Source organism: Sediminihaliea albiluteola (assembly GCF_014077625.1).
GTDB lineage: Bacteria > Pseudomonadota > Gammaproteobacteria > Pseudomonadales > Halieaceae > Sediminihaliea > Sediminihaliea albiluteola.
The window spans coordinates 781,788-800,548 of the sequence record NZ_JACFXU010000014.1 but is presented as its reverse complement, the minus strand read 5'-3'; the positions used below and the strand labels follow the sequence as shown (position 1 = coordinate 800,548).

The window sequence follows — 18,761 nt, the reverse complement described above, 5'->3', positions numbered from 1 at the left end:
TTGGTGTTGCGCCTAGCAATCAATGGTTATGGCCGTATTGGGCGCTGCGTGTTGCGGGCGCTCTATGAGAGTCCTTTGCGCGAGCAACTGCAGGTGGTGGCGATCAATGAGATCGCCGATGCGCGCACCGTGCTCCACCTGTCTAAATACGATTCGACCCACGGCCGTTTCCCCTTGCCATTAGAGGGCAGCGATAGTGAGTTGCGAGTCGATGGTGATGCCATAACTTTACTGCGTCATCCCGCTATAGAAGATACGCCTTGGGCGGAGCTGGACGTCGATATGGTGCTGGAGTGTACTGGCGCCTTCACTGACCGCTTAACCGCGCAGCAGCATCTGAGCAGTGGGGCCAAACGGGTGTTGTTTTCACAGCCGGCGCAGCCGGATGTAGATGCCACAGTGATCTTTGGTATCAATCACCACTTGCTGCGGGCAGAGCACCAGCTTGTCTCTAACGCGTCCTGCACGACCAATGGCATAGTGCCAGTGATTAAGGCCTTAGATGATGCCTTAGGTATTGAAAGTGGCACCATTACGACTATTCATTCAGCGATGAATGACCAGCCGGTGCTAGATGCTTATCACAATACGGATTTACGTAAGACCCGCGCCGCTGCACAGTCTATTATTCCTGTGGATACAGCTTTGGCACTCGGTGTTGAACGTATTTTGCCGGAGTTGGCGGGGCGCTTCACAGCCCAAGCATTGCGGGTGCCGACCCTGAACGTATCGGCTATGGACCTCACTGTGCTAGTGCGACAAGACAGCGACGAGGAAAGTGTTAATGCGGCGCTGCGAGAGGCCGCCGCGACACGCTTTAATGGCGTACTTGGTTTTACCACAGAGCCACTTGCCTCTTGCGATTTCAACCATGATCCCCGCTCTAGCATCATTGATGCTAACCAGACGCGGGTCAGCGGCAAACGCCTGGTGAAAGTGCTGACCTGGTTTGATAATGAGTGGGCCTATGCCAACCGCATGCTGGATGTGGCAGCCTACTGGGGTCAATTGCAGTAGTACCTTAGTGATTACAGGAAACCTGAAAATGAGTCTACAAGTTACACTGATGAGCGACCTGGACCTGTCCGGCAAGCGCGTTTTGATTCGAGAAGATCTCAACGTACCCATTAAAGACGGCAAAGTGAGCAGCGATGCCCGGATTCGTGCGGCCCTGCCTACTATTCAGCAGGCCGTGGCTGGCGGCGCTAAAGTGTTGCTGATGTCACACTTGGGGCGCCCTACGGAAGGTCAGTTTGAGCAGAGTTTCTCACTGGCACCGGTGGCGGAGCACTTGTCGGATTTGCTGGGCCAGCCAGTACAGTTAGTGAGTGAATGGCGCAAGGGGGTCGATTTAGAAGCTGGCGAAGTGGCCCTGCTGGAAAACGTACGTTTTAACCCCGGTGAAAAAAAGGACGATGAAACGCTGTCGCGGGCCTATGCCGCACTCTGCGATATCTTTGTCATGGATGCCTTTGGCACCGCTCATCGCGCTCAGGCTTCAACCCACGGTGTGGCTAAGTTTGCGCCACAGGTCTGCGCTGGCCCGCTATTGGCGGGCGAATTGCAAGCGCTGGAGCAGGCACTAAAAAACCCGGCGCGGCCGATGGTGGCAATTGTCGGTGGTTCCAAGGTGTCCACGAAACTGACCGTGCTAGAGTCTTTAGCTGATAAGGTTGATCAATTAATTGTGGGTGGTGGTATTGCCAATACTTTCTTGGCAGCCAGTGGCAAAGCCGTGGGCAAATCTCTCTGTGAACACGACTTGATCCCCGCCGCCAAAAAGCTGATGGCAAAGACCGAAATTCCTTTGCCTACAGATGTTGTGACGGGCTTGGAGTTTTCTGAGACGGCCGAGGCGGAATTAAAGAGTGCTGATGATGTACAGCCAGAGGATATGATTTTTGATATCGGCCCAGACTCATCAGCGGCGATTGCTGCCGTCTTAAAATCAGCGGGAACTATTTTATGGAATGGCCCGGTGGGTGTATTTGAATTTGAGCAGTTTGCCGAGGGGACAGCAGCTCTGTCCCAGGCGATTGCCGATAGTGCTGCATTTTCCTTGGCAGGGGGTGGCGATACTTTGGCGGCGATTGACAAATTTGCTATCGCCGATAAGGTTTCTTACATCTCCACTGGCGGCGGTGCTTTCCTAGAGTATGTGGAAGGCAAAACTTTGCCAGCGGTTGCCGTGTTGGAACAGCGGGCACGCGAAGGCTGAAGCTCCTAAACATTTTATTTAAGAGGTATTAAACATGGCACTCATTAGCTTGCGGCAATTGCTGGATCACGCGGCCGAGGTTGGCTACGGCATACCAGCATTTAACGTCAATAACCTAGAGCAGACCCGCGCCATTATGGAAGCGGCCGATGCGACCAACTCCCCCGTTATCATGCAGGCCAGTGCTGGGGCGCGTAAGTACGCTGGTGCACCTTTTTTGCGCCACCTCATTTTGGCGGCGATTGAAGAGTTTCCCCATATTCCGGTGGTGATGCACCAGGATCACGGCGTATCTCCCGCGGTCTGCCAGCGCTCTATCCAACTGGGTTTTAGTTCAGTCATGATGGACGGCTCCCTGGGTACCGATGGCAAGACGCCAATGGATTATGACTACAACGTAGCAGTGACCCGCCAGACCGTTGAAATGGCCCATGCTTGCGGTGTTTCGGTGGAAGGCGAACTGGGCTGCCTGGGCTCGCTAGAAACTGGCCAAGCCGGCGAGGAAGACGGCATTGGTGCTGAGGGCACGCTCACTGCGGAACAGATGTTAACCGACCCAGAAGAAGCAGCTGCCTTTGTTGCGGCCACTGAAGTCGACGCCTTAGCTATCGCCTGCGGAACGAGCCATGGCGCTTATAAGTTCTCGCGTCCACCCACGGGTGATATTTTGGATATAGACCGCATCAAGGCTATCCATGCCCGTATTCCTAACACCCACTTGGTGATGCACGGCTCTTCCTCAGTGCCACAGGAATGGTTGGCAATTATCAATGAATTTGGCGGCGATATACCCGAGACCTATGGTGTCCCAGTCGAGCAGATTCAAGAGGGCATTCGCCACGGGGTGCGCAAGGTGAATATCGATACCGATTTGCGCCTGGCATCTACCGGTGCTATCCGTCGTTTCTTGGCTCAAAACCCGAGTGAGTTCGATCCGCGTAAATACCTTGCGGAGAGCACTAAGGCGATGAAAGAAATCTGTATCGATCGCTTTGTGGCATTTGGCTGCTCTGGCAATGCCAGCAAAATCAAAGTGCGCTCATTGAGCGAAATGCAGGAAGCCTACGAAAACGGAAGCCTAAAGCCCAAGTTCAGTTAGGCTGTACCGAGCTGTTTCTAGGATAGTTCGGGTTCTTAGCTCGGAGGTCGGCAACGGCCTCCTTTAGTGACAGCGCTCGACGAGGAGGCCTTCTGACTCCACAAGCTTTACAGCAACTGCGGCAGAGTTTGCCGCCCTTTGCCACTGCCTTTGACGGCGCTAAGCCGAGCTCTTACTTGGCAGATTATCAGAGCTTCTATGGCCTAGACGCTAGCCGCCGCGATGGGGTGAGTTACCGTATCGGTAGCGTAGATAGTGGACCTTTTAAGCTGGCGGTGCAGCGTTGGTCGCAAGCAGGCGCCAGCCATAATCTACTATTAGTACACGGCTATTTTGACCACGTCGGTTTGTTTGGCAAATTAGTCGACTACGGTCTATCGCGTCATTGTAATGTGCTGGCCTTTGACCTCCCTGGTCACGGGCTGTCCAGTGGCGCAGTGGCAGAGATTGATAGCTTCGATCAGTACAGCGATAGTATCGCTGCTGTGCTTGCGGCAGCAGATTGGCCTGCACTGCCTTGTTGGGTTATGGCGCAGAGTACCGGTGCGGCGGCGCTGATCAATTATGCCCGCCACTATCCTTGGCCTTTCAGAGATACTGTATTGCTGGCGCCCTTGATCCGCCCACAGGGCTGGCGGCAGGTGCAAGTGATGTACCGCTTGTCGCGAGCTTTTGTAAGCAGTGTACCGCGACGCTTTTCACGCAATTCTTCGGATCAGGACTTTCTCGATTTTATCCAGCAGGACCCACTGCAGTCGCGTCGTATACCGCTCTGTTGGATCGGCGCTCTAGGCCAGTGGTTAGCAGAGCTGGAATACAGTGATTTGAGGGTGGGGCCAGCTTTGGTAGTACAGGGTGACGCCGACGGCACCGTGGACTGGCGCTATAACATGCAGCGCATCAGCAGTTTATTCCCTAGCTGTCGCATTGAGTTAATTCCTGGAGCTGGGCATCATCTAGCCAATGAAGCCCAGCCTTTGCGTGAGCGCTATTACCGGGCAGTGGATCGCTATATGGGCTTTAATAGCAGGCCTTAACTTAGTGTTCTATATGTAAAAAGTCCGCCACACCATCGAAGAACATCTGCACTGCAATAATCACCAGAATCATCCCCATCAGGCGCTCCATCGCGATCAGACCGCGATTACCTAGGGCGCGCAATAACAGTGGTGAAGCCATCAGCAGAACCGCTGAAACAGCCCAGGCTGCGATGAGTGCTAGAGACCAATCCAGCATGCGGTTTGGATCGGTGTTTACCATCAGCATGGCGATAGCGAGGGAGGAGGGGCCCGCTACCATGGGGATTGCCAAAGGCACGATAAAGGGCTCGCCCTCTGGCGTGTCACCCATTAAGCCGTAGGGTGAGGGGAAGATCATACGCACAGCGATTAAAAATAGAATAATCGCACCGGCTATACTGATTGATTCCTGCTGCAAGCCCAGTACATCCAGCATGCTGGAGCCGAAGAATAAAAAGATCAGCAGGACCACTAAGGCGATCAGCAGTTCGCGAAAGATAACCCACTGCCTGCGCTTGGGGCTGACATCTTTGAGTACCGCTAGGAAAACCGGCACGTTGCCAATAGGGTCCATGACCAGCACGAGTGTGACAAACGCAGAGATCGTGTCCATTGCTCCTCCTGAGCCTTGTGAGGCCTCCGCTGAGGGCGACCAGCTGTGTATGGTGTCAATGTAATAAGCCGCGCAGCATCAAGTGCTAAGCTCTTAGTTAGGCCATGCCTTAAAGCGCAAGCGAGGCTCGAATGATACAGCGATGCTATAGCCTCGTGATACTCTGTTGTTTGGCAGTATTTTTACTAGGTGCTTGCTCGATGCAGCCACCCAAGGAGCGCAGTGCGCGCTACCAGCCTGCTGAGTTGTTGAACGCTAATAAAAATTTGGCCGCGATTCTCGAAGAGGGCTTAGCGCTAAATTACGATAACTTTAAGACCCTTAAGGCTCAACAAGCTTTCTATACTCGAGTAGGCAACAGCAGGTCTTTTACTAATCTCTTTTGTAGCGCTGGCCCAGGAGGCGGGTGTCAAAGCTCGCTATCAGCATAAGCTGTAGCTTCTAGCATGGCTCTAAGATAGTGCCCGCTGCGCCACTTAAGCGCACTGTGGAATCTTAGCTCCTGCTAAGCTCAAAATCAGAGCGATTTGAATCTAGGCTAGCTAATGTTTTAGCCACCTGAGGGGCCGGGGCCGTGGGTGCTAGTTCGCTGAATAGATTCAATGGCTTCTCTGCTGCTGCGTGCTTCTTGCTCCCATTCTTCGTTGGTCTTACAGATTTTAGAGCGCAGTCTGGTACCTGTTCTGGTAATGGTTTTGCAGCGCTTATCTGACTCTGCTGCAGCCACTGTCTCTGCTTCTGCCTTGCTGGCAGGAGCGCTGCTAGTACAAGCAGATAGAGCGCAGACTAAAGTCGCGAGGATGATTGGGCCTGATAATTTCATCGGCTGTTCCTTTTGGTCGACCGAGCGGTCGGGTGTGGATAGCTTAAGTGCTGTGGCGTTAAGCAGCCATAGTGGACTGTCTTAGACGAAACAGACAGTGATAAAAAACCCGGCATAAGCCGGGTTTAGACACTTCGCTTGCTATGAGTCCTCGCCGTGGCGAGGACTCAGATAGCCTTAGAAGGTCAGCGTAGCACCGATGTACATGTAGCGACCGAGAGCGTCGTACATGCCAGGGAAGGTGTTACCGTTACCATTGTTGGATGGACCAGCGCCATCACCGACAATTGGTGGCTCTTTGTCGAGGACGTTGTTGAAGCCCAAACGGACGGAGGCATTGTCCATGACGTTCCAGATAGCGGAAATATCGAGATAGTCGTAGCTATCGATATCGACGTTACCGTTCATGTCATCACTGCCGCCAATATGACGCCACATCAAGCTGGCAGTCACGTCCCAAGGAGTCAACCAAGTAGCGCGCAGGTTGTTGCGGAAGTCCGGAGTTGGATAGCCGCAAGATGAACCCCACATGCCGTGACAATCAACGGTTGGAGCACCAGCAAACTCTTGCTGATCCCACTTGGTGACCAGAGACATGGTGTTGTTGAAGGACAGGGTGCCCATATCGCCTAGCTGCACTGCGTAGTCGACCACAACGTCCCAACCTTCAACTTCTTCACGTGCCAGGTTGTCTAGCAGTGCTACTACGTGACCGCTAGTGTTGACATCGGAACCAAGCCACAGGTCGCCCAGTGGGCCACGCTTAACTTTCGCACACTGTGCGGCGTTACCGGCCAGACACTCGTCCAGAATAAATTCTGGGTTGGGAGTGGCAATGCCCTGCTTGATTTCGATGTTGTACCAGTCAACGCTCACGCTCAGGTCAGCGATGTCAGCTGGCGACCAAACAAAGCCTACTGAGTAGGTGTCTGACTCTTCCGGCTCTAGAGCAGTGTTACCACCCTGTAGGAAGTTGTACTGACCTGCGAAGGAGTCAACAAAGTTGTTGTACTGATCTGCCGGCAGACCTGAGAGCTGACACTGGGCCGGAGTGGCTGTTGGAGCATCGCCATCGGGGCTAGTGGTGCAGGGGTCCTGAGTCATGTCGAACAGGTTGAAGCCTTGGGGTAGGAACAGTTCGCGAATATTCGCTGCTCGTACCGCACGCTGGTAACTAGCGCGGAACTTGATATCGCTGTTGACTGCCCAGCCAGCACGCACACCGTAGGTATCGGTGGTTACACCAGTGGAGTAGTCAGAGTAGCGATAGCCTAGGTCCATAGTGAGTTCTTCAGCCATGGCAGCCCCTTCAACCAAGGGAATGCTCATTTCGGTGAAGAATTCCTGCACATCGAAGCTACCATTAACTGGGTTGGTAGCACCGCCTTGGCCAGCACCCAAACCGAGGCGGAAGCCTTCGTCAGGATTGAAGTTCAGGCTCTCTTTGCGGTACTCGGCACCGACAACTAGCTCAACACCGCTTTCGGCGGTAGGCATTTTGATGCCGTAATCACCCAAGCTACCAGCCAAATAACCAGAGAAGACTTTCTGGTCGGTGGTGCCGCGAGCGTACAGAGGCAGTTCCATATAGTCTACGGAGCCCTGATCAACAGCGCCTGTTTGCCAGACGTTCCAAGGCAGACAGTTGGGGTCAGAGCCGTCAATGACTGACTGACAGACAATGCTGGATTCACCGGTATCGGGGTCGATAACCTCTACCGCGTCTAGGGCGTTTTTGATCTTGTCATTGGAGAAGTCGTTGTTGTAGGTGTTCTCCATCGATACTTCGGAGTACAGGCCGTAGACATCGTAACGCCAAGTGTCGTTGATGTCGCCGCGCAGACCGAATACGCCACGGAAGGTAGTGTGACGGATGTCTTGGTTACGTGGGCCACCTTCAACGTTGCGGCGCAGCAGTGTAATAGGTGCTGTGCCATCTTCGTTCAGGTCTGCAGCATTGCCAAATAAGATGTTGCGCTGCTGGCTAGACAAGTAAGGGTTGTTTGGGTTCAGGTTAAAGGCCACACCGAAGGCACCAGAGGGCGCAATTTGAGCATTGGTTTGGTTGTCCATGAAGCTCAATTCGGTGTAAGTCTCAACGTGCTCGTTGATTTGGTAGCGGCCAAATACACCACCGGTGTAGCGCTCGTCAGGGCGCTGATAGTGGTTCAGTGGGCCGTAGTTGAATACTTTGTTGCCCGGTACGAATTGGTTACCGTCAACGTAAAACACGCCCGGATTAGTCAGGAAAGTACCTTCGGCGCTAGTACCTGAACCACCGCAGCTATCGATGTTAACGCCAAGGGCACAGGCAGAGTAATCGCGCGCAGCCTGGGTCACCGGGTCAATTTCACGGTAGCCAGCGTAAGCTGTGACGTTACCGCGACCATTGTCGAAGTTGCCACCCATGATCAGCGACCAGTTTTGGATGTCGCCGTCAGTTTTGCTGCCATCTGGGTAGGGGAAGCCTGAATCTTTGATGATGCCTTGGATTCTGCTGTTGTCGTTGTCGTGATTGTATTGGCTGAACTGGTAGTCCAACTCAACGCCTTCGAAGTCTTGCTTCATCATGAAGTTGACAACACCGGCTACCGCGTCAGAACCGTAAGTCGCAGAGGCACCGCCAGTCAGTACTTCGACGCGCTCGATCAGGCCAGCAGGAATTTGGTTGATGTCGGCACCTTGACCGCCAGCAATCGGTGAGCCTGCGGGCAGACGACGACCGTTAACCAGTACCAGTGTACGTGCGTCACCTAGGTTGCGCAGGTTCAGGGTAGCGGTACCGGTAGCGCCGTTAGCGCTGCTGGAGTTCTGGTTGGAGTAGACTTGGGGGAGGTTCTTCATCAAGTCTTCAACGCGGGTGGTACCTTGGAATTTGATTTCTTCGGCATCTACCTGAGTAACCGGGCTAGCGGAAACTAGGTTGGCTCTCTGGATACGAGAACCGGTTACGACGACTTCTTCTACCAGAAGCTCGTCCTGGGCGCTGGCCACAGACGGCAACATTGCCGCTGCACTCATGCCCAAGGCAGCAGAGACTGCCATGGTGAGTCTATTTTTCCTTAACATATCAATACCCCTGTATTTTATGTGAAGCATGTTCTTTCCTGCGGCCTCTGCCACGGGATAGATACATTAAACGAATTTTAGTGGAATTCCCGCAAGGTTCCCGTAAATTTTGTGACATATTCACGGATATGCTCGGGAACTTGCCAAATTACCATTATTTTATCCCTTAGAAAGTGCCTGCAAGCTTATGACGGCGCAGTGATTATTATTTTTTTCGGCTTACGCCAACGGTTTTGCCTGTCGCCACATGAGTGAGCTCGTAAAATCCGAAGAGGTTCTTTTTGATCAGTACTCTGCGGTTTTCACCGCTATAGAAGAAGCGGCCACTGAGGCGTTGCTGCCAAACCTGGCCGTTGTCTAGGGTAAATACTGTTTTGCCGCGCCAGCCTTTGAATGCACCTTTAACCTGGGCCTCAATGCGGATTTTGTCTTCCGCTTGGCGCAGTTCTGCGCTGCTACTGCGCAGGTGCTGAGCATCCTTTACGGTGTAGCTGATTAGCCACTGGTTGAGCGCTTGGCGCTCGCTGGGGCTGAGCTTATCTAGACCGGCGGCGCGATACTCCGCGTCACTCATTAGATTCTCAATGCCTGGGAAGTCTTTTTCTTTTGCCTGTAGCAGACTGCTTGGCAGTAGTAATACTGTCAGTGTGAGGAAGGGTAAAAGTGTGCGGCGCATAGTGCTCTCCGTAATCAGTGCGTGGCTGATTGTATGCTGATCTGTGCCGGCACTAAAAGTGCTGGCACAGAGAGGAGGGCAAGTATTGCCGCGTTAGCTTGTGGCTGCGCAGCCTTTGGCTTGGCAGCCAAGCATATTAAAAGAGTACGCGGGTGCGGATAGTGCCATCCACCGCGGCCAGCTTTTCCAGAGCCAGGTCAGAATATCCGGCATCGAGGTCGATCACCACATAGCCCACCTGTTCGTTAGTCTGCAAGAATTGAGCAGATACGTTGATGTGGTTCTCTGAAAAAATGGTGTTAATAGCACTCATCACGCCGGGTACGTTGTGGTGAATATGCAGTAAGCGGTGACTCTTGCCGTGCTCCGGCAAGGCTACTTCGGGCATATTTACCGCCGATATTGTGGTACCGGTGTCGCTGTAGCGAGCCAGCTTTTCAGCCACTTCCATGCCGATATTTTCCTGTGCTTCGACTGTGCTGCCGCCAATATGTGGCGTCAAAATCGTATTGTCGAATTCTCGCAGGGGCGATACGAACTCATCGTCGTTAGAGCGCGGCTCAACGGGGAATACGTCGATAGCGGCGCCGGCCAGCCTGCCCTCGCGAAGACTCTCTGCCAGAGCGTCAATGTCGACCACAGTGCCGCGTGAGGCGTTGATTAGAATAGCCCCGTTTGGCATCTGAGCGATTTGTTCTGCGCCGATCATATTTTGGGTGGCCTTGGTTTCAGGAACGTGCAGGCTCACTACGTCAGACTGTGCCAGTAGTTGGTTCAAGCTCGGCACTTGGCGTGCGTTGCCCAAGGGCAGTTTGTTGACGACGTCGTAGAACTGCACCTGCATACCAAGGCTTTCAGCGATCACGCCCAGCTGCATACCGATATTACCATAGCCGATAATGCCCAGTTTTTTACCCCGGATTTCAAAGGAGTTAGCGGCAGATTTGCGCCATTGTCCCCGGTGGGCTGCGGCGTTTTTCTCCGCTACGCCGCGCAGTAGCAGAATCGCTTCGGCGATAACCAGTTCAGCAACGCTGCGGGTATTGCTAAAGGGAGCGTTAAAAACCGCGATACCGCGCTTGGTCGCAGCAGCGAGGTCGACCTGATTGGTGCCGATGCAAAAGCAGCCTACGGCGACCAGTTTCTTAGCGGCTTCAAACACTTCTTCAGTGAGCTGGCTGCGTGAGCGAATGCCGACAAAATGAGCGCTGGCAATGGCGCTTTTCAGCTCTTCTGGGGGCAGCGCTTTTTGGTGTAGCTCAACGTTTTCATAGCCCGACTGGCGCAGGGTTTCTACCGCTGAGGGGTGAACTCCTTCAAGGAGCAAAAATTTGATCTTACTTTTTTCCAGCGACTCTCGCGCCATAGGGCTTGGCTCCGTGTTGTTCGTGGATATATCGGGGGTTCCCGGGGGCGCATATGTTATCATATGCCGCCCAAAATTCAGTGCCGCTAGTGGCCTGTCGTGAAAAATACCCGAGGACTTTTTGTGAGTGAGTTGGCAGTGAGTGAGTTGAGCCCGGAATTAGTGGCCTCATTAGAGGCAATTGTTGGTAAAGACCGCGTGCTCAGCGACGCTGATTCAAAGGCTCACTACGGCGGTGATTGGACCCGCGTCTACAGGCCGGCACCCTGTGCTGTAGTGCTTCCAGGGAGCATCGAGCAAGTGCAGGAAGTGGTTCGATTAGCCGCGCGGGAAAACCTAGCAGTGGTGCCCTCAGGTGGCCGCACCGGGCTCAGTGCGGGTGCTGTGGCTTATCGGGGCGAGCTAGTGATTGCGCTGGACCGTTTGAACAGCATAAGCGATTTCAACCCGGTTGAGCGCAGTGTGCGCTGCGGTGCAGGGGTAATTACTGAGCAGCTGCAAAACTTCGCCCAGGAGCAGGGTTTATTTTATCCAGTGGATTTTGCTTCTGCGGGCTCCAGCCAGATTGGCGGCAACATCTCAACCAATGCTGGTGGCATCAAGGTGATTCGCCACGGCATGACGCGCGACTGGGTGGCTGGCTTGAAGCTAGTGACTGGCACTGGCGAATTGCTAGATCTCAACCGCGGTTTGATGAAGAACAACGCCGGTTACGACCTGCGCCAGTTGGTGATTGGGGCGGAGGGTACTTTGGGTATTGTGGTTGAGGCCACCATGCGGCTAGCTCGGCCACCACAAGATCCGGTGGTGTTGGTCTTGGGCACCCCAGATATGGCCTCTGTGATGGAGGTGTTGGAGGTCTATCAAAAGCGTATGGACCTGCAGGCTTTTGAGTTTTTCTCTGAGCTGGCCCTGCAAAAAGTGGTGGAGCACCAGGGCCTACAGCGTCCCTTTGAAAGTCCGACTGAGTTTTATGCGCTATTGGAGTTTGAGCAGCGCAGTGAGGCCGATATGGAGCTGGCCATGGAGCTGTTTGAGCACTGCGTTGAGCAAGGCTGGGTAATTGATGGCGTGATCAGCCAGAGTGTCGCTCAAGCAGAGTCACTGTGGCGCTTGCGGGAGGATATTTCCGAAACCATCGCGCGCTGGACCCCTTACAAAAACGATATATCGACCACTGTGTCGAAAGTCCCAGCTTTTTTGGCTGAGGTTGAGTCAGTGGTTAACGGAGCCTATCCAGATTTTGAGATTGTCTGGTTTGGTCACATTGGCGATGGCAATGTGCACTTAAATGTCTTGAAGCCCGATGCCTTGCCTAAAGCTGAATTCCAGCAGCGTTGTGGAGAAGTTAGCCGCTGGGTCTTTGAAATTGTCCAGCGCTACGGCGGCAGCGTGTCAGCAGAGCATGGCGTGGGCCTACTGAAAAAAGACTATCTACACTACAGCCGCTCTGCCCTAGAAGTCGATCTGATGCGGCAGATCAAGCGGGCTTTTGATCCAGCCGGGATTATGAACCCCGGTAAGATTTTTGATCTATAGTCACGGCTTTACGCTGAGCTCTTACTCAGCGTAAAGCGTCTCTACCCCTGAGGCCGTGCCTAGCAGTAGTACATCTGCCGGCCGATGGGCAAACAGTCCATTGGTGACAACCCCGGTAATACCGTTAATTTTTTCTTCGGTGGCAAAGGGCTGTGGAATGGAAAAGTTGTGCACGTCCAAAATGATATTGCCGTTATCAGTTAGCACACCTTCTCGGTAAACCGGGTCACCGCCTAGCTTAACCAGCTCCCGCGCCACATGGCTGCGGGCCATGGGGATCACTTCTACCGGCAGTGGAAAGCCGCCCAAAGTATGGACCAGCTTGCTGTCATCAGCGATGCAGATAAAGGTTTTGGCCACTGCCGCCACAATTTTTTCCCGAGTCAGTGCTGCGCCGCCGCCTTTGATAAGTTGCAGAGCGCGGTTGGCTTCGTCGGCACCGTCGATGTAGAAATCCACTTGATCAACAAGGTTCAGGTCATAGACCGGAATGCCATGGGCGCGCAGTCGCTCGGCCGATGCTTCGGAGCTGGCGACGGTGGCCTTGATCAGGCCCTTGATGGGGGCCAGTGCATCAATAAATAGGTTAGCGGTGGAGCCGGTGCCAATGCCCAAAACGGTATCGGATTCCAATTTTGGTTTGATGAAAGCCAGTGCGGCATCTGCCACAGCCTGTTTCAGTTCATCTTGGGTCATTGTGTACTCCTGAGGCATGTAAGTGGGGGCGTGCTGGGCGGCTATTATAGGAAAGCCCTCGAAGGTAAGCACGAAAAATACCGATATAGCTACTGTGGGGCTGAAAATAATGCACAGCTCCATTACCATGCGAACTCATTTTTCCACAGGTGCCAGCGATCAGATGCCGCAGACTTATATCAAACGAATCCTCGACGCGCGCGTATACGATGTTGCCCGTGAGTCCCCTCTGCAGGAAGCGGCGCTGTTGACGGCGCGCTTGGCCAATACGGTCTGGCTAAAGCGCGAAGATCTGCAGCCGGTTTTCTCTTTCAAGCTACGCGGTGCCTATAACAAAATGCAGCGCCTGAGTCAGGCGCAGCGCGACGCCGGAGTGGTGGCTGCCTCGGCGGGTAATCACGCTCAGGGCTTGGCGATGGCGGCGCAGCGCTTGAATGTAAAAGCGGTGATTGTGATGCCTCGCACCACTCCCCAAATTAAGGTTGATGCTGTGCGCAATTGGGGCGCTCGGGTGGTGCTGCACGGAGATTCTTTTGAGGAAGCGGCGACCAAGGCGCAGTCTTTTGTGGATGATAAGGGGATGGTCTATGTGCACCCCTTTGATGATCCAGATGTGATTGCCGGACAGGGTACCGTCGCCATGGAAATTGTGCGCCAGCGCCAAGAGCCCCTAGATGCGATCTTTGTGCCGGTGGGTGGAGGCGGTCTGTTGGCCGGTGTTGCAGCTTATATAAGGTATGTTTGGCCCCAGACTAAGATTATCGGTGTAGAGCCTGAAGATGCCGCCTGCCTTAAGTTGGCCTTAGAGCGCGGTCGCCGAGTCACGCTGCCAGAGGTCGGTCTCTTTGCTGAGGGCTGTGCGGTGGCGCAGATTGGCAAAGAGCCTTTCAGGATAATCCGTGACACCGTGGATGAGGTTATTACTGCTAATACCGATGAAATGTGTGCCGCGATTAAAGATATTTTCGAGGACACCCGCAGTATCGCTGAGCCGGCGGGTGCCTTAGCGCTGGCAGGCATGAAGAAATACGTCGCGCGGGACGGCCTAAAGGGGCAGCATTTGTTGGCCATTGTGAGTGGCGCCAATACTAACTTCGATCGGCTGCGCTACATTTCTGAGCGCACCGAAATCGGTGAAAAGCGCGAAGCAGTGATCAGTGTGAGAATTCCCGAAGAACCCGGTAGCTTCCGTCGCTTCTGCAGCGCTTTGGGGCGGCGCAATATCACCGAGTTTAACTACCGTTTCTCGGACCCTCAGCAAGCACTAGTGTTTGTCGGGCTCAGTGTCACCCCAGGTGGTGATGATCTAGAAAAGCTACTGGCTGAGTTGCGTGAGGGAGGCTATGAGTGTGAAGACCTCAGTGACAACGAAATGGCCAAGCTGCATGTGCGCTATATGGTCGGTGGCCGGGCTCCGGCTGAGGTAGATAACGAAGCCGTGTATCGAGTTGAGTTTCCAGAGCGCCCTGGGGCCCTGTTAAAGTTTCTCTCTAGTTTGGGACAGAAGTGGAATATCTCCATGTTCCACTATCGCAACCATGGCTCTGCTTACGGCCGTATCCTGGTTGGGGTGCAGGTAGCGCGGGGTGAGCGCGCTCAGTTTCGGGCGGTGCTTGACGGGGTCGGCTATCCCTATCGGGAAGAGACTGACAACGTGGCTTACAAGCTCTATTTGGGCAAACAATGAGCAATATTTTGAGGTAGACGATCGGGCCTCAGAGGTCAAATCCGCAAGCCCTGCTTAAAAAAATAAAAAATATCCCGTAAAGCTACTGTTTATGCGGCTTTCAGGGTTTTCATTTGCTGGGGGCTGCGTTAAACTCGCGCTCAGTTTGTGAAATATTGCCAAGTTTATTGCGCGTAGATTCAAGAATTGTGAGGCAAATCACGCACTTGGATCGAGTTCTTAAAATAAAAATTATGCGCTGACGAATGTTTGTAGGAAACGCCCCGGCCTAAGGCTCCATAGCAGAGAGTCAAGGTGGATATTATTTAAGACGAGAGTGACCAAGCGTGAAACGTAAACCAGATTTTTTGCTAGTGCTCATGGCGGTGTTTGGCTTTGGTGTGCTGCTGACACTCATGTTGCCGATGGCGGCAAACAATACCGTTGCTGCCCCTGCCTCTGAATTGCAGGCTGGCATTATTAGCCAAGACTAGTTCTGCCTGTTGCGGCAGCGGTGTAGCTCGCTGTCAGTGAGGACGTAGTCCAAGGGAATATCCCAAGCCTCAGAGGGTAGTCCCTCATGTTCTTGTATCGAATGAGCTAGCCCCACCAGCAAAGTTGAGGGAGGGGCCTCTGCCAGTAAGCGATCGTAATAACCACCTCCCATGCCTAGGCGATGCCCGCGTCGATCCCAGCTCACCAGGGGTAAAAACACCAGATCTAAGTCATCACAGGCCAGGCTAGGCTCGCTGAGCGGCGGCTCGGCTATACCGTAGCGATTGCGACTCAGGCTGAGCCCTTCTGCCCATAGGGCAAAACTCATCAAACCTTGTGCCCCGATTCGAGGGAGATAGAGCTGTCGTTTGCTCAAGCGGCAGAGTTGTACAATGGGCGCGGTATCAAGCTCACCATCAGCGGGCAAATACACTGCGATGTGGCGCCGTTGGGGCCAGCCGGGGAGTTGTTCGATGTGTTGGAGAACGCCTTCGGCGGCCGCCGCTTGCTGCGCAGGACTCAGGGCTCGGCGCTGCTGGCGAAAATGTTGGCGAAGTTGTGTTTTGAGCTTGGCGGGGCTAGTCATAAATCTAAATAGGTGGATTCCCAGTGTACCGCTAGCAAAGTTGCCCTTGAACCCGATGGTTCAAGGTGGTGGCGCCTGACTGCTTCAGGCTTTCCGGATTGTACCGGACATGCACAACAGCAGAAGTTGGCAGCCCCCGGTAGTACAATTATCGGCTCGAGGACGTTATGCCTGGCAAATACACCAGGAATCCGAGTCCATTATAACGTAGACAGAGCAGAAGGTCGCGGGTCGATATTGAAGCTTGCAGAAACTAGCCGATTTCCAGTTGGCGCAGGTGCTGTAAAGCGTCCTCAATTTTCTGACTTAAGTGCTCGACATTGTCTGCCGCACTACCGCCAAGTTCGCCGGCCTTAAGTTGCTCTGTAGCGCGCAGTAGCTCATAGCTAATATTGAGTGCTGCCATGACAGCGATGCGCTCAATGCCTATCACTTTTCCGCTGTCGCGAATGGCGCGCATTTTTTGGTCTAGGTAGCGCGCCGACAAAATTAGCTCAGCCTGCTGATCTTCTGGGCTGGCTACTTGGTAGTCTTTGTCTAGAATGCGCACCGATACTGTGTGGGGTTTGCTCACTTGCTTACTCCATGGCGCGCAGGCGATCGATCATGGCTTCGACCTTGTTGCGGGCCAGTTCATTTTTGTCGATCAGTTCCTGTCGCTCACGTTGCCAGCGGGAACTTTCCGCCTTGAGCATCTGGTTTTCTTGATTCAATTGGCTGCACAGAGCAATCAGCTGGTCGATTTTGCTCTCCAGTGCCTTGAGCGGGTTGTCGGCCATAGCGTTATACTAGCGGTGTCTGGTGGGCTCACTATAGGCTCCTGCTGCACTGAGGTCAACGAGACAAAATACAGAGATATCAATAGCCTGCCCCGTATTTTCCAGTATGTGCTGGAGCTTTTCGGTAGGGGCGCAAAGCCTGGGAATCCGCAATATGTTTGAAGACAACCACGCCGCAGGTGGCGTGTTCGATTTTGATGAAATCGCTGACCACCTGATCGAGCAGGGCGAAGATGTATCGCCCTCTGAATTACACGGCTGCTTGACTGGCCTAATTTGTGCCGGAGCTACCGGCGAAGCCGCTGCGGGTTTGGCTGGAGTAAACCAGGCACTGAAGCTTGATTTACACGGTGAGCTGGCCGATCTCATGCTGCGGCTTTACGATGTGACGCAGGCAGCTCTGCAAGATGATGAGTTTGAGTTTCACCCGCTCCTGCCCGATGACGACATAGAGCTGACTTTGCGCGTGGACGCTCTGGCCTTATGGTGCAGAGGCTTTATGTCGGGTTTTGCCCGAGTGACTGCGAGCGCAGGGCGCGGCAGCCAAGGTTTGCCGGGCGACAGTGCAGAAATCCTCAAGGATATTGCGATGATGATTGAGGCTGGAGTAGACGAGGATCTCTCAGAAGATGAGTCCGAAGCTAACTTTATGGAGATAGTGGAATACCTGCGTTTTGCCACGCTGAATGTCTTTATGGATACTCAGGGGCAATTGGAGAGCGGTGAGCTTACACCGCCCTCGGTCCACTGAGCCGTACCGCGACTTTTTATGCCAACAGCGACAGAGTGACATTATTAATGACTATAGGAAAAGCCGAATACGCTCGGCGCCGCAAGCGCCTGATGGCCTTGATGGAGCCCAACAGCATTGCCATTATTCCCTCGGCCAAGGAGCAGGTGCGCAGCCGCGATACCGAATACCCTTTTCGACAAGACAGCGATTTTTATTACTTGTCGGGCTTTGTTGAGCCGCAGTCCGTATTGGTGCTGATTCCTGAGCGAGAGCACGGGGAGTTTGTGATGTTCTGCCGTGAGCGCGAGCCACAGCAGGAGTTGTGGAATGGTCGCCGCTACGGCCCCCAGGGGGTTTGTGAGCACTTTGCTGCGGACGATGCTTTTCCCATCGGTGATATCGATGACATTTTGCCGGGCTTAATCGAGGGCCGCGAGCGGGTCTATTACTCAATGGGCCGCAGCGCCAGTTTTGACCAGCAAGTGATGACTTGGGTTAATCATATTCGGGCCCGGGCATCGACCGGCGCGGTGCCCCCAGGGGAGCTCACAGATCTAGATCATATGCTGCACGACTTGCGCTTGATCAAGAGTGCAGCTGAGCTGCGTGTGATGCGTGAGGCAGCCGAAATCACCGCCCGCGCCCATTGCCGCGCAATGCAGTTTTGCCAGCCGGGGGTGTTTGAGTACCAGCTCGAAGCAGAGATTTTGCATGAGTTTGCCATGGCTGGCGCACGCCACCCAGCCTATACCACTATCGTCGGTGGCGGGGCTAATGGCTGCATCCTGCACTACGTCGAAAACACAGCAAAACTACGGCGCGACGATCTGGTTTTGATTGATGCTGGCTGTGAGTTGGAAGGTTACGCTGCCGATGTCACACGGACTTTCCCGGTCAGTGGCAAATTCAATGACCATCAGCGGGCACTCTATGAGGTGGTCTTGGCGGCCCAAGAGGCGGCTTTTGCTGCCATTCGTCCCGGCAATCACTGGAACCAATCGCATGATGCGACGGTGCAGGTCATCACCGAGGGCTTAGTTGAGCTGGGTTTGTTGCAGGGCGATGTGCAGACCCTCATTGAGGAGGGTGCTTACCGAGATTTTTATATGCATCGCGCCGGTCACTGGCTTGGTTTAGATGTGCACGATGTCGGCGGTTACCGAGTGGATGAAGCCTGGCGGGTCCTGGAGCCGGGTATGGTGATGACTGTAGAGCCTGGTATTTATGTGGCGCCGGACAATACCTCGGTAGCCGAGCACTGGCGCGGTATCGGTATACGCATAGAAGACAACGTGGTGGTGACGAGTACTGGCTGCGAGATAACAACTAGCGCTGTACCTCGTACGGTCGCTGATATCGAGGCGTTGATGTCGGCGTGAGGCAG

Annotated in this window: 18 protein-coding genes and 1 other RNA gene; 9 read left to right on the top strand and 10 right to left on the bottom strand. The window is 53.9% G+C overall.

Translation table 11 applies throughout. The features are described 5' to 3' along the window. Window positions 1–3: 3 nt before the first annotated feature. The 4 genes from H2508_RS10535 to H2508_RS10520 all read left to right on the top strand — a co-directional run bounded on the left by H2508_RS10535 (window position 4) and on the right by H2508_RS10520 (window position 4,354). Window positions 4–1,017, top strand: a complete 1,014-nt coding sequence (locus H2508_RS10535; RefSeq protein WP_182172959.1) for a type I glyceraldehyde-3-phosphate dehydrogenase — start codon at window positions 4–6, stop codon at window positions 1,015–1,017. Window positions 1,018–1,045: 28 nt separating this feature from the next. Beyond that, the gene (locus H2508_RS10530) at window positions 1,046–2,218 is read left to right on the top strand and encodes a phosphoglycerate kinase (protein ID WP_182172955.1); all 1,173 of its coding nucleotides are present in this window, start codon (window positions 1,046–1,048) and stop codon (window positions 2,216–2,218) included. 34 nt (window positions 2,219–2,252) lie between these two features. Continuing rightward, complete coding sequence (gene fba, locus H2508_RS10525; protein WP_182172952.1) at window positions 2,253–3,317, top strand: class II fructose-bisphosphate aldolase; 1,065 nt, start codon at window positions 2,253–2,255, stop codon at window positions 3,315–3,317. Between the two features lie 176 nt (window positions 3,318–3,493). After that, window positions 3,494–4,354, top strand: coding sequence for an alpha/beta hydrolase (locus H2508_RS10520; protein WP_182172949.1), 861 nt, complete (start codon window positions 3,494–3,496; stop codon window positions 4,352–4,354). Between the two features lies 1 nt (window position 4,355). Here the strand turns inward: H2508_RS10520 and H2508_RS10515 are convergent, their stop codons facing one another. The 5 genes from H2508_RS10515 to serA form a co-directional block, all read right to left on the bottom strand. Then, window positions 4,356–4,949 (bottom strand): YhgN family NAAT transporter, encoded by a 594-nt coding sequence (locus H2508_RS10515; protein WP_182172946.1) that lies wholly within the window; start codon window positions 4,947–4,949, stop codon window positions 4,356–4,358. Window positions 4,950–5,499: 550 nt separating this feature from the next. Beyond that, entirely contained in the window at window positions 5,500–5,772 is a 273-nt protein-coding gene (locus H2508_RS10510) for a hypothetical protein (protein ID WP_182172943.1), read from the bottom strand. Between the two features lie 177 nt (window positions 5,773–5,949). Continuing rightward, window positions 5,950–8,841: a TonB-dependent receptor plug domain-containing protein gene (locus H2508_RS10505; RefSeq protein WP_235965187.1), complete on the bottom strand. Its 2,892-nt coding sequence runs from the start codon at window positions 8,839–8,841 to the stop codon at window positions 5,950–5,952. A gap of 205 nt (window positions 8,842–9,046) precedes the next feature. Beyond that, window positions 9,047–9,517, bottom strand: a complete 471-nt coding sequence (locus H2508_RS10500; protein ID WP_182172940.1) for a hypothetical protein — start codon at window positions 9,515–9,517, stop codon at window positions 9,047–9,049. A gap of 136 nt (window positions 9,518–9,653) precedes the next feature. Next, window positions 9,654–10,883, bottom strand: a complete 1,230-nt coding sequence (gene serA, locus H2508_RS10495; RefSeq protein WP_182172937.1) for a phosphoglycerate dehydrogenase — start codon at window positions 10,881–10,883, stop codon at window positions 9,654–9,656. Window positions 10,884–11,015: 132 nt separating this feature from the next. Between serA and H2508_RS10490 the strand changes: the two genes are divergently transcribed. After that, complete coding sequence (locus tag H2508_RS10490; protein WP_220463741.1) at window positions 11,016–12,422, top strand: FAD-binding oxidoreductase; 1,407 nt, start codon at window positions 11,016–11,018, stop codon at window positions 12,420–12,422. A 21-nt stretch (window positions 12,423–12,443) separates the two neighbouring features. Here H2508_RS10490 and rpiA read toward each other — a convergent pair whose 3' ends face one another. After that, window positions 12,444–13,118: a ribose-5-phosphate isomerase RpiA gene (rpiA, locus tag H2508_RS10485; protein WP_182172934.1), complete on the bottom strand. Its 675-nt coding sequence runs from the start codon at window positions 13,116–13,118 to the stop codon at window positions 12,444–12,446. Between the two features lie 127 nt (window positions 13,119–13,245). Here rpiA and ilvA point away from each other — a divergent pair, with 127 nt between their 5' ends. Both ilvA and H2508_RS10475 read left to right on the top strand, forming a co-directional pair. Then, the gene (gene ilvA, locus H2508_RS10480) at window positions 13,246–14,805 is read left to right on the top strand and encodes a threonine ammonia-lyase, biosynthetic (protein WP_182172931.1); all 1,560 of its coding nucleotides are present in this window, start codon (window positions 13,246–13,248) and stop codon (window positions 14,803–14,805) included. A 326-nt stretch (window positions 14,806–15,131) separates the two neighbouring features. After that, a complete protein-coding gene (locus H2508_RS10475; protein ID WP_182172928.1) occupies window positions 15,132–15,278 on the top strand; it encodes a hypothetical protein in 147 nt (48 codons plus the stop codon). Here H2508_RS10475 and H2508_RS10470 read toward each other — a convergent pair. The 4 genes from H2508_RS10470 to H2508_RS10455 form a co-directional block, all read right to left on the bottom strand. After that, the gene (locus H2508_RS10470) at window positions 15,275–15,865 is read right to left on the bottom strand and encodes a 5-formyltetrahydrofolate cyclo-ligase (protein ID WP_182172925.1); all 591 of its coding nucleotides are present in this window, start codon (window positions 15,863–15,865) and stop codon (window positions 15,275–15,277) included. The two genes, H2508_RS10475 and H2508_RS10470, sit on opposite strands and share 4 nt — an antisense overlap. 13 nt (window positions 15,866–15,878) lie before the next feature. Further along, a non-coding RNA gene (ssrS, locus tag H2508_RS10465) (6S RNA) lies at window positions 15,879–16,058 on the bottom strand. A 60-nt stretch (window positions 16,059–16,118) separates the two neighbouring features. Continuing rightward, on the bottom strand, window positions 16,119–16,439 hold the full coding sequence (locus H2508_RS10460) for a cell division protein ZapA (protein ID WP_182172923.1): 321 nt from the start codon (window positions 16,437–16,439) through the stop codon (window positions 16,119–16,121). A 4-nt stretch (window positions 16,440–16,443) separates the two neighbouring features. Further along, the gene (locus H2508_RS10455; RefSeq protein WP_182172920.1) at window positions 16,444–16,644 is read right to left on the bottom strand and encodes a TIGR02449 family protein; all 201 of its coding nucleotides are present in this window, start codon (window positions 16,642–16,644) and stop codon (window positions 16,444–16,446) included. A 154-nt stretch (window positions 16,645–16,798) separates the two neighbouring features. Here H2508_RS10455 and H2508_RS10450 point away from each other — a divergent pair, with 154 nt between their 5' ends. Then, window positions 16,799–17,395: a UPF0149 family protein gene (locus H2508_RS10450; protein ID WP_182172917.1), complete on the top strand. Its 597-nt coding sequence runs from the start codon at window positions 16,799–16,801 to the stop codon at window positions 17,393–17,395. A gap of 47 nt (window positions 17,396–17,442) precedes the next feature. Continuing rightward, window positions 17,443–18,756, top strand: coding sequence for a Xaa-Pro aminopeptidase (gene pepP / locus H2508_RS10445; protein WP_182172914.1), 1,314 nt, complete (start codon window positions 17,443–17,445; stop codon window positions 18,754–18,756). Window positions 18,757–18,761: the final 5 nt, after the last annotated feature.

Coding starts and splice junctions, on each gene's coding strand:
- H2508_RS10455 (WP_182172920.1), bottom strand. CDS start 16,644: ATGGCCGACAACCCGCTCAAGGCACTGGAGAGCAAAATCGACCAGCTG.
- H2508_RS10470 (WP_182172925.1), bottom strand. CDS start 15,865: ATGACTAGCCCCGCCAAGCTCAAAACACAACTTCGCCAACATTTTCGC.
- H2508_RS10450 (WP_182172917.1), top strand. CDS start 16,799: ATGTTTGAAGACAACCACGCCGCAGGTGGCGTGTTCGATTTTGATGAA.
- H2508_RS10500 (WP_182172940.1), bottom strand. CDS start 9,517: ATGCGCCGCACACTTTTACCCTTCCTCACACTGACAGTATTACTACTG.
- H2508_RS10510 (WP_182172943.1), bottom strand. CDS start 5,772: ATGAAATTATCAGGCCCAATCATCCTCGCGACTTTAGTCTGCGCTCTA.
- H2508_RS10515 (WP_182172946.1), bottom strand. CDS start 4,949: ATGGACACGATCTCTGCGTTTGTCACACTCGTGCTGGTCATGGACCCT.
- ilvA (WP_182172931.1), top strand. CDS start 13,246: ATGCGAACTCATTTTTCCACAGGTGCCAGCGATCAGATGCCGCAGACT.
- pepP (WP_182172914.1), top strand. CDS start 17,443: ATGACTATAGGAAAAGCCGAATACGCTCGGCGCCGCAAGCGCCTGATG.
- serA (WP_182172937.1), bottom strand. CDS start 10,883: ATGGCGCGAGAGTCGCTGGAAAAAAGTAAGATCAAATTTTTGCTCCTT.
- fba (WP_182172952.1), top strand. CDS start 2,253: ATGGCACTCATTAGCTTGCGGCAATTGCTGGATCACGCGGCCGAGGTT.
- rpiA (WP_182172934.1), bottom strand. CDS start 13,118: ATGACCCAAGATGAACTGAAACAGGCTGTGGCAGATGCCGCACTGGCT.
- H2508_RS10505 (WP_235965187.1), bottom strand. CDS start 8,841: ATGTTAAGGAAAAATAGACTCACCATGGCAGTCTCTGCTGCCTTGGGC.
- H2508_RS10530 (WP_182172955.1), top strand. CDS start 1,046: ATGAGTCTACAAGTTACACTGATGAGCGACCTGGACCTGTCCGGCAAG.